The organism is Pseudomonas sp. RT4P38 (assembly GCF_054897765.1).
This window is the reverse complement of record NZ_CM142703.1, coordinates 2,064,503-2,079,800: the sequence shown is the minus strand read 5'-3', so window position 1 is coordinate 2,079,800 and position 15,298 is coordinate 2,064,503. Positions and strand designations below refer to the sequence as shown.

General features: G+C 57.3%; 13 protein-coding genes. 1 reads left to right on the top strand and 12 read right to left on the bottom strand.

What is annotated here, in order from left to right; translation table 11 throughout:
• Positions 1-20 precede the first annotated feature (20 nt).
• The 3 genes from htpG to ACYZT7_RS09625 all read right to left on the bottom strand — a co-directional run bounded on the left by htpG (position 21) and on the right by ACYZT7_RS09625 (position 2,932).
• Entirely contained in the window at positions 21-1,925 is a 1,905-nt protein-coding gene (gene htpG / locus ACYZT7_RS09635; protein ID WP_282377560.1) for a molecular chaperone HtpG, read from the bottom strand.
• Between the two features lie 81 nt (positions 1,926-2,006).
• The gene (locus ACYZT7_RS09630) at positions 2,007-2,459 is read right to left on the bottom strand and encodes a PaaI family thioesterase (RefSeq protein ID WP_449645659.1); all 453 of its coding nucleotides are present in this window, start codon (positions 2,457-2,459) and stop codon (positions 2,007-2,009) included.
• A complete protein-coding gene (locus ACYZT7_RS09625) occupies positions 2,456-2,932 on the bottom strand; it encodes a PaaI family thioesterase (RefSeq protein ID WP_462040833.1) in 477 nt (158 codons plus the stop codon). The genes ACYZT7_RS09630 and ACYZT7_RS09625 overlap by 4 nt, the downstream gene beginning before the upstream one ends.
• 159 nt (positions 2,933-3,091) lie before the next feature.
• On the opposite strand from ACYZT7_RS09625, the gene ACYZT7_RS09620 reads away from it, so the two are divergent.
• A complete protein-coding gene (locus ACYZT7_RS09620) occupies positions 3,092-3,325 on the top strand; it encodes a hypothetical protein (protein ID WP_109635983.1) in 234 nt (77 codons plus the stop codon).
• A gap of 77 nt (positions 3,326-3,402) precedes the next feature.
• Here ACYZT7_RS09620 and ACYZT7_RS09615 read toward each other — a convergent pair whose 3' ends face one another.
• From ACYZT7_RS09615 to ACYZT7_RS09575, 9 genes are all read right to left on the bottom strand, one after another.
• Positions 3,403-3,804 (bottom strand): MAPEG family protein, encoded by a 402-nt coding sequence (locus tag ACYZT7_RS09615; RefSeq protein ID WP_282377557.1) that lies wholly within the window; start codon positions 3,802-3,804, stop codon positions 3,403-3,405.
• Positions 3,804-4,541 (bottom strand): DUF599 domain-containing protein, encoded by a 738-nt coding sequence (locus ACYZT7_RS09610; RefSeq protein ID WP_449645658.1) that lies wholly within the window; start codon positions 4,539-4,541, stop codon positions 3,804-3,806. The genes ACYZT7_RS09615 and ACYZT7_RS09610 overlap by 1 nt, the downstream gene beginning before the upstream one ends.
• Positions 4,542-4,699: 158 nt before the next feature.
• Entirely contained in the window at positions 4,700-6,013 is a 1,314-nt protein-coding gene (brnQ, locus tag ACYZT7_RS09605; protein WP_462040832.1) for a branched-chain amino acid transport system II carrier protein, read from the bottom strand.
• A gap of 412 nt (positions 6,014-6,425) precedes the next feature.
• A complete protein-coding gene (sucD, locus tag ACYZT7_RS09600; RefSeq protein WP_003210566.1) occupies positions 6,426-7,307 on the bottom strand; it encodes a succinate--CoA ligase subunit alpha in 882 nt (293 codons plus the stop codon).
• Complete coding sequence (gene sucC, locus ACYZT7_RS09595) at positions 7,307-8,473, bottom strand: ADP-forming succinate--CoA ligase subunit beta (RefSeq protein ID WP_008148602.1); 1,167 nt, start codon at positions 8,471-8,473, stop codon at positions 7,307-7,309. The genes sucD and sucC overlap by 1 nt, the downstream gene beginning before the upstream one ends.
• Before the next feature lie 198 nt (positions 8,474-8,671).
• The gene (gene lpdA / locus ACYZT7_RS09590) at positions 8,672-10,108 is read right to left on the bottom strand and encodes a dihydrolipoyl dehydrogenase (protein WP_449645656.1); all 1,437 of its coding nucleotides are present in this window, start codon (positions 10,106-10,108) and stop codon (positions 8,672-8,674) included.
• A 110-nt stretch (positions 10,109-10,218) separates the two neighbouring features.
• Positions 10,219-11,439, bottom strand: coding sequence for a 2-oxoglutarate dehydrogenase complex dihydrolipoyllysine-residue succinyltransferase (odhB, locus tag ACYZT7_RS09585; RefSeq protein ID WP_449645655.1), 1,221 nt, complete (start codon positions 11,437-11,439; stop codon positions 10,219-10,221).
• A gap of 42 nt (positions 11,440-11,481) precedes the next feature.
• Complete coding sequence (locus tag ACYZT7_RS09580) at positions 11,482-14,313, bottom strand: 2-oxoglutarate dehydrogenase E1 component (protein ID WP_462040831.1); 2,832 nt, start codon at positions 14,311-14,313, stop codon at positions 11,482-11,484.
• Between the two features lie 275 nt (positions 14,314-14,588).
• A complete protein-coding gene (locus ACYZT7_RS09575; RefSeq protein WP_462040830.1) occupies positions 14,589-15,293 on the bottom strand; it encodes a succinate dehydrogenase iron-sulfur subunit in 705 nt (234 codons plus the stop codon).
• Positions 15,294-15,298: the final 5 nt, after the last annotated feature.

The following is a 15,298-nucleotide window of genomic DNA, read 5'->3' as shown; positions in this document are numbered from 1 at the left end:
CGGGTTTTTTTACAACGCAGTTAAACCGACAGTTCAACCAACAGTTTGTTGAGACGGCGCACGTACGCAGCCGGGTCTTTCAAGCTGTCACCGGCTGCCAGGGCCGCCTGATCGAAGAGAATGTGCGACAGATCGCCGAAGCGCTCGTCGCTCTGCTCGTTGTCGAGCTTCTCGATCAGCGGGTGAGCCGGGTTGAATTCGAAGATCGGCTTCGATTCCGGAACCTTCTGACCGCTGGCTTCCAGGATCTGACGCATCTGCATGCCCAGGTCCTGCTCACCGATGGCCAGAATCGCCGGGGAATCGGTCAGACGGTGCGAAACCCGCACTTCAGCAACGGAGTCGCCCAGTGCAGTTTTCAGACGCTCAACCAGACCTTCTTTGGACTTGGCAACTTCTTGCGCCGCTTTCTTGTCCTCTTCCGAGTCCAGGTTGCCAAGATCCAGGTCACCGCGAGCCACGTCGACAAAGCTCTTGCCGTCGAAGTCGCTGAGGTAGCTCATCAGCCACTCGTCGATGCGGTCGGTCAGCAGCAGCACTTCGATGCCTTTCTTGCGGAAGACTTCCAGGTGCGGGCTGTTTTTGACTTGCGCGTAGGTTTCGCCGGTCAGGTAGTAGATCTTGTCCTGACCTTCCTTGGCGCGAGCCAGGTATTCGGCCAGACCCACCACTTGCTCGCCTTCATCACCGTTGGTCGATGCGAAACGCAGCAGGCCAGCAATTTTCTCTTTGTTGGCGAAGTCTTCTGCCGGGCCTTCTTTCATGACCTGGCCAAAGTTTTTCCAGAAGCTTTTGTACTGCTCAGGCTCGTTCTTCGCCAGCTTTTCCAGCATGTCGAGAACGCGCTTGGTCAGCGCCGACTTCATGGAATCGATGATCGGGTCTTTCTGCAGGATTTCCCGCGAGACGTTCAGCGACAGGTCGTTGGAATCGACCACGCCTTTGATGAAGCGCAGGTACAGCGGCAGGAACGACTCGGCCTGATCCATCACGAACACGCGCTGCACATACAGCTTCAGGCCTTTCGGCGCCTCACGCTGGTACAGATCGAACGGAGCACGGGCCGGCACGTAGAGCAGCGAGCTGTATTCGAGCTTGCCTTCGACCTTGTTGTGGCTCCAGCTCAGCGGGTTCTCGAAGTCGTGAGCGACGTGTTTGTAGAACTCCTGGTATTCCTCGTCCTTGACCTCCGTACGCGGACGGGTCCACAGGGCGCTGGCGCGGTTGACGGTTTCCCATTCAACGGCCGGTTGCTCTTCGCCTTCGACGGCTGCCACTTCTTTTGGCAACTCGATTGGCAGAGCGATGTGGTCGGAGTACTTCTTGATGATGTTGCGCAGACGCCAGCCATCGGCAAACTCGTCTTCACCGGACTTCAGGTGCAGGACGATGCGGGTCCCGCGCTCGGCTTTCTCAACGGTGGCAACCTCAAAATCGCCTTCACCCTTGGACGACCAGTGCACGCCTTCGCTGGCAGCATCGCCGGCACGTCGGCTGAACACGTCAACTTTGTCGGCGACGATGAATGCAGAGTAGAAACCCACACCGAACTGACCGATCAGGTGCGAGTCTTTTTTCTGATCGCCGGAGAGATGTTTCATGAAATCGGCAGTGCCGGATTTGGCGATGGTCCCCAGGTGGGTGATCGCCTCTTCTCGGCTCATGCCGATGCCGTTGTCTTCGAGGGTGACGGTTTTAGCGTCCTTGTCGAAGCTCACACGGATTTTCAGCTCGGCGCCACCTTCCAGCAATTCAGGCTTGGACAAGGCTTCGAAACGTAATTTGTCGACAGCGTCAGAGGCGTTCGAGATCAATTCGCGAAGGAAAATTTCCTTGTTGGAATACAGCGAATGGATCATGAGGTGCAGCAGTTGCTTCACCTCGGTCTGGAAGCCCAGGGTTTCCTTTTGAGTTTCCACACTCATGGTTATCAAACTCCAATCAGATGGCAGTGGCCGCGACCTTGAGGGTCGGCGGCGGGTTGTCATCAAAGTTGGGGGCTGTGTTCAGGATTTCAAGGGCTCTTCGATTTTGAAATGAGCGCGGGCCGTGGCAATCGGTTCAGCTTCGGTACTTTGCCAGGCCGTAATCGCAACGTTGGCCACCCGGCGACCCTGACGACAAACCTGGCATCGGGCCCAGGTGTCGCGAAACTGCCCCGCACGCAGGTAGTCGAGGGAGAAGTCGATGATCTTCGGCACACCCGGCGAACCGGTGAAAATCAGCAGGTGCAACGCTGCAGACAGCTCCATGAACCCGGCGATCACACCGCCATGAATCGCTGGCAATAAAGGGTTACCAATGTTGTCCTTGTTGGCCGGCAAGCGAAACAGCAGATCATCCCCCACCCGCGAACATTCGACGCCGATCAGTTTGGCGTAAGGAATCAGGTGCAGCAGCGAGGCGTAGTCGCCTTGCTCATGTGCCTTCTGAAGTTGTTCCTTGAAGTCGTCGGTCATTTCTCACCTCTGGCGATGGCGCCGCCAAAACCTTTGGTGCCTTTGATGGCTTTGCCCATGCGCATGAAGGTACCCACCACATGGGCGATGGGTTGCTCGGGATCGTCCTGATAGGCGAAACCGCGAGCAAAGATCACATCCGTGGTCACCCGGTAGCACTGAGCAAAACCGTAGACATCTTTGTGTGGTTCAGCGGCGTGCATGTAGTCGATGCGCAGATCGAGGGTCGGGCAGACCTCAAATTCGGGTAGCACGCAGAGGGTCGACATGCCACAGGCAGTGTCCATCAGCGAGGTCAGCGCTCCGCCATGGATCACCCCGGTTTGCGGGTTGCCCACAATTTGAGGACTGTACGGCAGGATGACGGTTAGCCCTTCGCTGCTGGCGCTGTGAACCCGCAGCCCCAGTACCTGACAATGTCGCAGCGCCGATAGAAATCGCGTAGCGCGCTCAAAAACGGGGGTTTCGGCCATTTTTATCCAACTCTTCGTAATGTTCTGGCAACGCACTAGGCGCTTTAGTAAAAGTTCCCGTCAGAATAATCTTATATATCTGTATAAATTGAGGAACTTAACGCTGCGGGCTACGCTCGAAAGGCCAATAGATACATTTTTCATAAGGAGAAACACCCCATGCGTAAGACTTTAGCTATTGCCTTGATGTTGACCGCTTCCCTCGGTCTCGCTGCCTGCGATAAAAAATCCGAGGACAAAGCTCAAGATGCTAACCAACATGCTGAGCAAGCTCAGCAAGACATGAACAAAGCTCAGGATAAAGTGAACGACGCTGCGAAAGAAAACGCCGAAGCCGCCAAAGCTCAGGCTGAATCGGATGCAGCGGCAGCAAAAGAAGCACCTAAAAACTAAAACAGTTTTTAGCGTGATAAAGAAAACCCGCCAAGTGCGGGTTTTCTTTTGTCTGCTGTTTTTTTGCACTGCAGGCCTTACAGCAAAATAGTTCTAAAAGTCGGACTAATCATCAACAACAACGAACACACTAGTCCAACGAACCACACCAAGCTTCGTTGCCAGGCCAGATCAACCCAATAGCACAGCAAATAAATGATTCGCGTAATCACGAAGACGATTGCCAGCAAGTCGATCAGCCACCCCGCCGTCTGCGTGGTGTGAGCCATCAACACCCCCACCGCGAACAGAATGAACGCCTCAAAACAGTTTTGATGAGCCGCCAACGCACGGGCACCAAAGCCTGTCAGTTGCGCCTGTTGCTGACGCGGCAGATGGTTGTCGTAACCGCCCTGCTCGTTCATCGCTTTGGCCACGGGAATCTTTGCCACGAAAATCAGCAAGGCACTGATAAACACACACCAGAACGGAATACTCATCAAGCGGCCTCTTTGTTCGCCTCGGGCAATGGTGCCTCTGTAGGTGTATAGACCATCACGTCGAGAACGTCGGAATGAAACTCCCGGCGGTACAACACCAGCACGACGCCGGCGCTCATCAACATGAACAACCAGGGGCTGACGAACCAGGCCAGCATGGTCATGCCGAAGTAGTAAGCGCGCAAGCCGAAGTTGAACTGGTTGGCGGCCATGGAGATGACGCGCGCCGCACGGGCAGCAAAGGCTTTGCGCTCTTGTTCGGAAACGTGGCGCTCACCGACCATCGGCGCCGAACCAATCAGAATGGCCGCAAAGTTGTACTGGCGCATGCACCAGCTGAACGTGAAGAACGCATAGACAAACACCAGCGCCAGGCACAGCAACTTGATCTCCGACATCCCTTGAGAGGCCTGCTGCACCATCGGGATATCCGCCAGCAACGATACGGCTCTTTCCGAGGCGCCGAGCACCGTAAGAATGCCGGCCAGGATAATCAGTGTGCTGGAGGCGAAGAACGAGGCATTGCGCTCCAGGTTGCCAACCACGCTGGCGTCAGCGATACGGTTGTCGCGCAACAGCATGCGGCGCATCCAGTCTTCGCGATACAAGTGCAGCACGCTGGCCAGGCACGCGGTGTCACGGCCCTTCCACGACGCATAACGGGTGTAGCCGCCCCAGCAGATGACGAACCAGACCGCGGCGAGGATGTGGATCATATTGACGTGGATGAACGACATGCAGGTCCTTGTGATGTGTTTGGCAAAGCAAGTAGTGCTTCGACGTTAGCTCAAGGAAAAAGACACTGCACCGACTCCAAAAAAAATGCCCCGTATCGATTGATACGGGGCATTTCCATATGTGCTTGAGACCCGCTTGTGGCGGGCCATGAAGCGGCTTAAGCCAGGGCTTCTTCGCGCTTGCCCAGCAGACGATCGCAGACCACCGCGACCACCAGGGTCATGACCGACGGCACCAGCCAGGCCAGGCCTTGCTCGCTCAGCGGCAGGTGGGACATCTGAGTCGGCATCCAGTCCGCCAGGCCCGCGCCCTTGAGGGCGTCGATCAGGCCGAAGATGAACGACACCAGCATCACCGGACCGACGATGCGGCCCTGCTCATGCCAGAAGTCCTTGCAGAAGCTCAGGGCTACCAAGGCAATGCACGGCGGGTAGATCGCGGTCAGCACCGGGATCGAGAACGCAATCAGCTTGGTGAGGCCAAGGTTGGACACCAGCAGCGAGAACACGGCCAGGATGATGACCAATGTCTTGTAGGACAGCGGCAGCACACGGCTGAAGTATTCGGCGCAGGCGCAGGTCAGACCCACCGCTGTCACCAGACAGGCCAGGGAGATCAGCACCGCCAGAAAACCGCTGCCCAGAGAACCGAAGGTGTGTTGCACGTAAGCGTGCAACACCGCCGCGCCGTTGGTGGCACCTGCGGCCACTTCATGGCTGCCCGAACCGAGACGGAACAGGCTGACGTAAACCAGCGCCAGGCCCACGCCGGCAATCAGCCCGGCAATGATCGCGTAACGGGTAATCAACACCGGCGACTCGACGCCACGGGAACGGATCGCGTTGACGATGACAATGCCGAATACCAGCGCACCCAGGGTATCCATGGTCAGGTAACCATTGATGAAGCCTTGGGAGAACGGTGCCGCCACGTATTCCGGGGTGGCTACGCCGACATCACCGGCCGGCAATGCAAACGCTGCGATGCCGAGAGCGGCCAAGGCGATGATCTTCAGCGGCGCGAGGAAACGTCCTACGGTATCCAACAAACGGCCTGGATAAAGCGAGATGAAGAACACCAGCAGGAAGTACACCGAACTGTAGAGGAACAACGCCAGTGGGCTCTCGCCGGTCAGCGGCGCCAGGCCGACTTCGAATGACACGGTGGCAGTGCGCGGTGTCGCGAACAGCGGGCCGACAGCCAGGTAGCACGCGGCCGCCAGCAGGCCACCGGCGACTTTACCGATCGGGCTGCTCAAGGCATCCATGGCGCCACCGACCTTGGCCAGGGCGACCACGGTGATCACTGGCAGACCGACTGCGGTGATCAGAAAGCCCAGCGCCGCCATCCAGACATTTGGACCGGACTGCAGACCGACGATAGGCGGGAAGATGATGTTGCCAGCCCCGACAAACAAGGCAAAAGTCATAAAACCAAGTGCCAGGATGTCCTGGCCTTTCAACACTTTCATTAAGGAAATACCACACTACTGAATCGGAATTTAGAGAGGGATTTCCCTGAGGGGTGAGGGAAATGCTGTCGGTCCGTATAGGACTGACCCGTTTAGCGCGTAGCAACCTTGTGGGCCGCGGACGCAAAAATGGCTGCTAGCCTAACGAATTTGCCCGACAAACGCACTGTTAAGGGGCGATCTATCCGATACGCGACATTTCCGTGTCGCGTTTTTGCATGTAAATGGTTGGCGTCTGTAAGTCCGTCATCGCGAGCAAGCTCGCTCCCACAGGATTTATGAACGCTGGAGATCCAATGTGGGAGCGAGCTTGCTCGCGATGGGGCCTTCACTGACGACACATATCTTCAGAAACGACAAAGGCCACCCGAAGGTGGCCTTTGCTTGGTAAAGTGTCAGATAAGCGCGAGGCTTACTTGACTGCCCAACCGGTCAGCTCGGACAAAGCCTTGCCGATGTCTGCCAGCGAACGCACGGTTTTAACGCCTGCGTCTTCCAGGGCAGCAAACTTCTCGTCTGCAGTGCCTTTGCCGCCAGAGATGATTGCGCCAGCATGGCCCATGCGCTTGCCTGCAGGGGCAGTCACACCAGCGATGTAGGAAACAACCGGCTTGGTCACGTGCGCCTTGATGTAGGCAGCCGCTTCTTCTTCAGCCGAACCGCCGATCTCACCGATCATTACGATCGCTTCGGTCTTCGGGTCTTCCTGGAACAGCTTCAGGATGTCGATGAAGTTCGAACCCGGGATCGGGTCACCACCGATGCCGACGCAAGTCGACTGACCGAAACCGGCGTCAGTCGTCTGCTTAACAGCTTCGTAGGTCAGGGTGCCGGAACGGGAAACGATACCGACTTTACCTGGCAAGTGAATGTGACCTGGCATGATGCCGATCTTGCATTCGCCTGGAGTGATCACGCCTGGGCAGTTAGGACCGATCAGGACTACGCCCAGCTCGTCGCACTTGACCTTGGCATCCAGCATGTCCAGGGTAGGAATGCCTTCGGTGATGCAAACGATCAGCTTGATGCCGCCGAATGCTGCTTCCAGGATGGAGTCCTTGCAGAAAGGAGCTGGAACGTAGATCACGCTGGCGGTGGCGCCAGTGGCAGCTACAGCATCTTTCACGGTGTTGAACACTGGCAGACCCAGGTGCTCGGTGCCGCCTTTGCCCGGAGTTACGCCACCAACCATCTTGGTGCCGTATTCGATGGCTTGCTGGGTGTGGAAACTACCTTGCGAACCGGTAATACCCTGGCAGATAACTTTGGTGTCTTTATTGATCAGGACGCTCATTATTTGCCCTCCGCAGCTTTGACAACTTGTTGAGCAGCGTCGGTCAGGCTGGTAGCAGCGATGATGTTCAAACCGCTTTCTGCCAGTACTTTAGCGCCCAGCTCAGCGTTGTTGCCTTCAAGGCGAACAACAACCGGGATTTTCACGCCGACTTCTTTCACAGCGCCGATGATGCCTTCGGCAATCATGTCGCAACGAACGATGCCGCCGAAGATGTTGACCAATACTGCAGCGACGTTAGTGTCGGACAGGATGATCTTGAACGCTTCGGTCACGCGTTCTTTGGTAGCACCGCCGCCCACGTCGAGGAAGTTGGCTGGTTTGCCGCCATGCAGGTTGACGATGTCCATGGTACCCATGGCCAGGCCAGCACCGTTGACCATGCAACCGATGTTGCCTTCCAGCGCTACGTAGTTCAGTTCGAACTTGGCAGCGTGCGCTTCGCGCGGATCGTCTTGCGACGGATCGTGGAAAGTCTTCAGCTTAGGCTGACGGTACATGGCGTTGGCGTCGATGTTGATCTTGGCGTCGAGGCAATGCAGATCGCCGTCAGCCTTGATCACCAGCGGGTTCACTTCCAGCAGAGCCAGGTCGTGATCCTTGAACAGCTTGGCCAGACCTACGAAGATCTTGGCGAACTGAGCAACTTGCTTGCCTTCCAGACCCAGCTGGAATGCCAGCTCGCGACCCTGGAATGGCTGAGCGCCAACCAGTGGATCGATAGTGGCCTTGAGGATTTTCTCAGGGGTGTCGTGAGCGATTTTCTCGATGTCCACGCCACCTTCGGTGGAAGCCATGAACACGATGCGACGGCTCGAACGGTCAACGACAGCGCCCAGGTACAGCTCTTTAGCGATATCAGTGCACGATTCAACCAGGATCTTGGTGACTGGCTGACCATTGGCATCAGTCTGGTAAGTCACCAGACGCTTGCCCAACCACTGTTGAGCGAATGCTTTGGCGTCTTCTTTGCTGCGAACCAGCTTGACGCCGCCCGCTTTACCGCGACCACCTGCGTGAACCTGGGCTTTGACAACCCATTCGGTCCCGCCGATCTTGTCGCACGCTTCTGCTGCTGCTTCCGGGGTGTCTACGGCGAAACCCTGGGAAACTGGCAGGCCGTATTCGGCGAACAGCTGCTTACCCTGATACTCGTGAAGATTCATGCTTATTACCGTCTTCGTTAGGTACTGCGCATTCGGTGCTGCACTTGTTCAGTGCCGCACCACCTGTGACTGCTGCTCGCGTAGGTGTTCCGGATAACCGGTGAACTACGCAAGGCTGCGTCCGGCGGACATTCCGCGGTGAGTCTTGCACGCAAGGCTCACGACGGGCCTTCCGCCGTGGTTTCTTATTGTCTTGTCTTAACGCTTCTTGCGGTTGGCGATGTGAATGGCGCCGCCATTCACTGCCAGAGCAGCTTCGTGCAAGGCTTCGGACAGGGTCGGATGGGAGAAAACCATCATGCCCAGGTCTTCGGCACTGGTGCCGAATTCCATACCGATCGCGCCCTGCTGAACCAGTTCTGCAGCGCTCGGGCCAATCACGTGGACGCCCAATACGCGGTCAGTCTTGGCATCAGCAATGACTTTCACGAAACCACCGGTGTCGTTGGCTGCCATGGCACGGCCACTGGCTGCAAACGGGAAAGTGCCGACGTTAACTTCAACGCCTTCAGCTTTCAAGGTTTGCTCGGTTTTACCGACCCACGCGATTTCCGGGTGAGTATAAATAACAGACGGGATCAGGTCATAGTTGATCTGGGCTTTGTGGCCCTTGATGCGCTCTACAACCATGATGCCTTCTTCGGACGCCTTGTGCGCCAGCATCATGCCGCGAACCACGTCGCCGATCGCGAAAACGCCCGGAACGCTGGTCGCGCACTGGTCGTCAACGAAAACGAAACCACGTTCGTCGATCGTCACACCGCTGTCAGCTGCCAGCAGCTCGGTGGTCACCGGACGGCGACCAACGGCAACGATCAGCTTGTCAAAGGTGATGTTCTGTTCGCCATTGGCATCGGTGTAGTTCACAACGACTTCGTCGCCGTTCACTTTGGAACCGGTGACGCGAGCGCCCAGCTTGATGTTCAGACCTTGTTTGGTCAGGGTTTTGTAGGCTTCTTTGGAAACGGCGTCGTCAGCCGCTGGCAGGAACTTCTCCAGTGCTTCCAGAACAACCACTTCGGAACCCAGACGGGACCAGACCGAACCCAGTTCCAGACCGATGACGCCAGCGCCGATCACGCCCAGACGCTTAGGTACCGATTGGAATTCCAGCGCGCCCGTCGAATCGACGATCACGTTCTGGTCAACCGGAGCCGGTGGAATGTCGATCGGACGCGAGCCCGAAGCCAGGATCACGTTTTCGGCTTCAATGATTTCGACGGTGCCGTCTGGCTTCGTCAGTTCGACTTTCTTGCCGGCCAGCAGTTTGCCGTGGCCTTGCAGGGAAGTGACGCCGTTCGCCTTGAACAGGGTTGCAACGCCGGAGGTCAGGCCTTTGACGATGTTGGCTTTACGGCCAACCATTGCAGCCACGTCCATGGTCACGCCAGCGTGATTGATACCGTGGATCGCGAAGCCTTCTTTGGCTTCCTTGTATTTCCAGGAGCTGTCCAGCAGCGCCTTGGAGGGAATGCAGCCGACGTTCAGGCAAGTACCGCCGAGGGCCAGTTTGCCTTCCTTGTCGGTGTATTTCTCGATGCAGGCAGTGGTGAGGCCCAGTTGCGCTGCTTTAATGGCAGCCACGTAGCCGCCAGGGCCCGCACCAATCACTACCACGTCGAATTTCTGAGTCATGTGTCATTCCTTCTCGAATCAAACCGGACGGCCCCTTTTGAGGACCGTCGTGGGACGAAGCTGGTCATTACAGAAGGGCCGTCCATCACTGGACGGCCTGTGCAACGAAATCAGATATCCAGCAGCAAACGAGCCGGGTCTTCCAGCAGGTTCTTGATGGTAACCAGGAAGGTCACAGCTTCTTTGCCATCGATCAGACGGTGATCGTAGGACAGAGCCAGGTACATCATCGGACGGATAACGACTTGACCGTTGATCGCCATAGGACGCTGCAGAATGTTGTGCATGCCCAGGATAGCCGCTTGTGGCGGGTTGACGATCGGGGTCGACATCATCGAACCGAAGGTACCACCGTTAGTGATGGTGAACGTACCGCCGGTCATCTCGTCCATCGACAGTTTGCCGTCACGAGCCTTCTTGCCGAAGGTGGCGATGCCGCCTTCGATTTCAGCCAGGCTCATCAGTTCGGCGTTACGCAGAACCGGTACAACCAGACCGCGGTCGCTGGAAACAGCCACACCAACGTCGGCGTAGCCGTGGTAAACGATGTCAGCGCCGTCGATCGAAGCGTTAACAGCCGGGTAGCGTTTCAGCGCTTCGGTGGCCGCTTTCACGAAGAACGACATGAAGCCCAGACGCACGCCGTTGTGGGACTTCTCGAACAGGTCCTTGTACTTCGAACGCAGCGCCATGACTTCGGTCATGTCGACTTCGTTGAACGTGGTCAGCATCGCCATGTTCGACTGAGCTTCAACCAGACGCTCGGCAACCTTGGCGCGCAGACGGGTCATTGGAACGCGTTTTTCAACGCGGTCACCGGCGGCGAACACTGGAGCAGCAGCGGCAGGAGCAGCAGCCTTGGCAGGCGCGGCAGCCGGAGCGGCTTTCTTGGCAGCCACAGCTGCAACCACGTCTTCCTTGGTCACACGACCGCCTTTGCCAGTACCGGCAACGGAAGCGATATTGATGCCGTTTTCTTCAGCCAGCTTGCGAGCAGCCGGTGCAGCAACAGGATCGTCTTCGCCTTCAGCGGCTGGAGCAGCAGCCTGTGCAGCAGCCGGAGCAGCGGCAGCGGCTGGAGCGGCAGCAGCGCCGCCCGCTTCGATGGAGCCCAGGACTTCGTCGGACAGAACGGTGTCGCCTTCGTTCTTGACGATAGCGCCCAGCACGCCATCAGCGGTAGCCAACACTTCCAATACGACTTTGTCAGTTTCGATGTCGACGATCAGGTCATCGCGCTTGACGGCGTCGCCCGGCTTTTTGTGCCAGGTGGCAACGGTGCCATCGGCAACCGATTCCGGGAAAGTGGGGGCTTTGATTTCGATAGCCATTATCTGTGGGTCCTTAAATTCGGTTTCAGGTGCGCGAAGGCGTTAAACAGTAAAGGCGTCTTGCAGCAGTTTTTCTTGCTGCTCAGCGTGCATCGATGCGTAACCACAAGCAGGTGCAGCAGAAGCATCACGGCCGGCGTACTCGAGAAAGAGTGCCTTGTTGTGATTGCCAACGATGCGGCGCATGTGGTGCTGGCTGCAGTACCAGGCACCCTGGTTCATCGGCTCTTCCTGACACCAAACGATGTGTTTGAGGTTGGTGTACGGAGCCAGGACTTCGTTCAAGTCGTCCTCAGGGAATGGGTACAGCTGCTCGATACGCACGACGGCGATGTCATCACGACCTTCGGCACGGCGTTTTTCCAGCAGGTCGTAGTAGACCTTGCCGCTACACAAAACAATACGCTCGACCTTTTTCGGGTCTTGAACATCGATTTCCGGAATAACGGTCTGGAACGAACCTTCGGCCAGATCTTCCAGGGTCGACACGGCCAGTTTATGACGCAGCAACGACTTCGGCGTCAGGACTATCAATGGCTTGCGCAGCGGGCGAATCACCTGACGACGCAGCAAGTGGTAGATCTGGGCCGGCGTGGTCGGCACCGCTACCTGAATGTTGTGCTCGGCGCACAGTTGCAGGTAACGCTCCAGACGAGCCGAAGAGTGCTCCGGACCCTGACCTTCATAACCGTGCGGCAGCAACATGGTCAGACCGCAGAGACGGCCCCACTTGTGCTCGCCACTGGTGATGAACTGGTCGATAACCACCTGGGCACCGTTAGCGAAGTCGCCGAACTGGGCTTCCCAGATAACCAGCGCCTCAGGCGTGGTAGTCGAGTAACCGTACTCGAACGCCAGAACCGCTTCTTCAGACAGGAACGAATCGTACAGGTCGAAGCGTGGCTGACCTTTGTACAAGTTCTGCAGCGGAATGTAGCTGCCCGTGTCTTTCTGGTTGTGCAAGACGGCGTGACGGTGCGAGAACGTACCGCGACCGATGTCCTGACCCGTCATGCGAATCGGGTGACCTTCGAACGCCAGGGTCGCGTACGCCATGGTTTCGGCGTAACCCCAGTTGATCGGCAGGCCACCGGCTTGCATCTTCTGACGGTCTTCGTAGATTTTCGAGACCTGGCGCTGAACCACGAAGCCTTCCGGAATTTCCAGTAGCTTGGCGGACAGTTCCTGCAAGGTTTTCAGATCGAAGCGAGTGTCGTGACGTGCGGTCCAGGCGTGGCCCAGATACGGACGCCAGTCCACGAACAATTCCTTGTTCGGCTCTTTGACCAGGCTTTTTACAACATGCAGGCCGTTGTCCAGCGCGTTACGGTATTCATCGATTTTCGCTTGAACACGCTCAGCGTCGAGTACTCCGCCCTGAGTCAGACGATCGGCATACAGTTCACGCGTGGTGCGCTGCTTGGCGATTTGCTGATACATCAGAGGCTGGGTACCGCTTGGCTCGTCGGCCTCGTTGTGGCCGCGACGACGGTAGCAGACCAGGTCGATCACCACGTCGCGCTTGTACTGCATGCGGTAGTCGATGGCCAACTGGGTCACGAACAATACGGCTTCCGGATCATCACCATTCACATGGAGGATCGGCGCCTGGATCATTTTCGCAACGTCGGTCGCGTACTCGGTGGAACGCGAGTCCAGCGGGTTGCTGATGGTGAAACCGACCTGGTTGTTGATGACGATGTGCACGGTGCCGCCGGTTTTGAAACCGCGGGTCTGCGACATCTGGAAGGTTTCCATCACCACGCCTTGACCGGCGAATGCCGCGTCACCGTGGATGGAGATCGGCAGAACCTTCTCGCCGGTAGGGTCGTTACGACGGTCCTGACGGGCGCGAACCGAACCCTCGACCACTGGAGATACAATTTCCAGGTGGGACGGGTTGAAGGCCATGGCGAGGTGAACTTCACCGCCGGTGGTCATGACGTTGGACGAGAAGCCCTGGTGATATTTAACGTCACCGGAACCCAGTTCGACCTTCTTCTTGCCTTCGAACTCGTCGAACAGCTCGCGGGGGTTCTTGCCAAAGGTGTTGACCAGCACGTTCAGACGACCACGGTGGGCCATGCCGATAACGATTTCCTTGGTGCCGTAGGACCCGGAACGCTGGATCAGCTCATCGAGCATCGGAATCAGACTTTCGCCGCCTTCCAGACCGAAACGCTTGGTGCCCGGGTATTTGGTGCCCAGGTATTTTTCCAGGCCTTCGCCGGCCGTGACGCGCTCGAGCAGATGACTCTTGATGTCGGCGGAGTACGTCGGACGGCCACGCACGCTTTCCAGACGCTGCTGGAACCACTGGCGCTGCTCGGAATCGGTGATATGCGTGAACTCAGCGCCGATGGTGCGGCAATATGTCTGCTGCAACGCTTCGTGAATTTCGCGTAGGCTCGCTTCCTCTTTGCCGATGAACAGGTCGCCGGCACGGAAGGTCGTATCAAGATCGGCATTGGTCAAGCCGTAATGATTGATCGACAGGTCTGCAGGTGCAGGACGCTGCCACAGCCCCAGCGGGTCAAGCTGGGCTGCCTGGTGGCCACGCATACGGTAGGCCTGGATCAATCGCAGCACTTCAACTTGCTTCTTCTCGTGCTCACTGCTCACGCTGCCGGCGGAAACCGGTTGGGCGCGGCGCTGGTTCTTTGCCAGCAAGACGAAATGATCGCGAATTGTCGAGTGCGAAACATCGGTGGCAGTGTTGCCGTCAGCAGGCAACTTCTGAAAGTAGGTGCGCCACTCTTCTGGCACAGCGTTAGGGTCGTGCAGGTAGAGCTCATAGAGCTCTTCCACATAGGCAGCGTTACTACCGGATAGGTAGGCGCTGTTCCACATGCGCTGCATCACGCTTTCTTGCATGCTTGGTCACCCTCGGTTAGGGGAACACCACCGGCGTCGACACCGAGCACGCTTGCAGAAGTCCGAATGCAGCGACTAAAACAAGCCACTTAGGATCACGCTGATAGTCCGGGTACCAGCCCGGATGCCCCTGCTTGTCTCATTTCTTCAAAATAAGAGCCGCAGCCTTATAAGCTGCTGCTCAGGTTAAAACTACGGCGCCGGTTGAAGCCTGCGCCGTAGCATCTACGGGTACAGCGGTACTGCATTTACAACAGCCGGGTACAGCAGCTGAATCACACGCCGCTTTGCAGCAACATGTTACGTACGTGACCGATGGCCTTAGTCGGGTTCAGGCCTTTCGGGCAGACGTTGACGCAGTTCATGATCCCGCGGCAGCGGAATACGCTGAACGGGTCATCCAGCGAAGCCAGACGCTCGGCAGTCTTGGTATCGCGGCTGTCTGCCAGGAAGCGATACGCTTGCAGCAGAGCAGCTGGACCCAGGAACTTGTCCGGGTTCCACCAGAAGGACGGGCAAGAGGTCGAGCAGCAAGCGCACAGGATGCACTCGTACAGACCGTCGAGCTTTTCACGCTCTTCAGGGGACTGCAGACGTTCGATGGCCGGAGCCGGCGTGTCGTTCTGCAGGTATGGCTTAACCTTCTCGTATTGCTTGTAGAAGATGCTCATATCGACGACCAGGTCACGGATAACCGGCAAACCTGGCAGAGGACGAACGATCAGCTTGTTACCTTTTACGACAGCGGACAGCGGCGTGACGCACGCCAGAGCGTTTTTGCCGTTGATGTTCATGCCGTCGGAACCGCAAACACCTTCACGGCAAGAGCGACGATAGGAGAACCCTTCGTCCTGCTCTTTGATCAGGGCCAGCACGTCCAGCACCATCAGGTCTTTACCACCGGTATCGACCGAAAATTCCTGCATGAACGGCGCAGCGTCCTGATCAGGGTTGTAGCGATAAACACTGACTTGCAACATGGCGG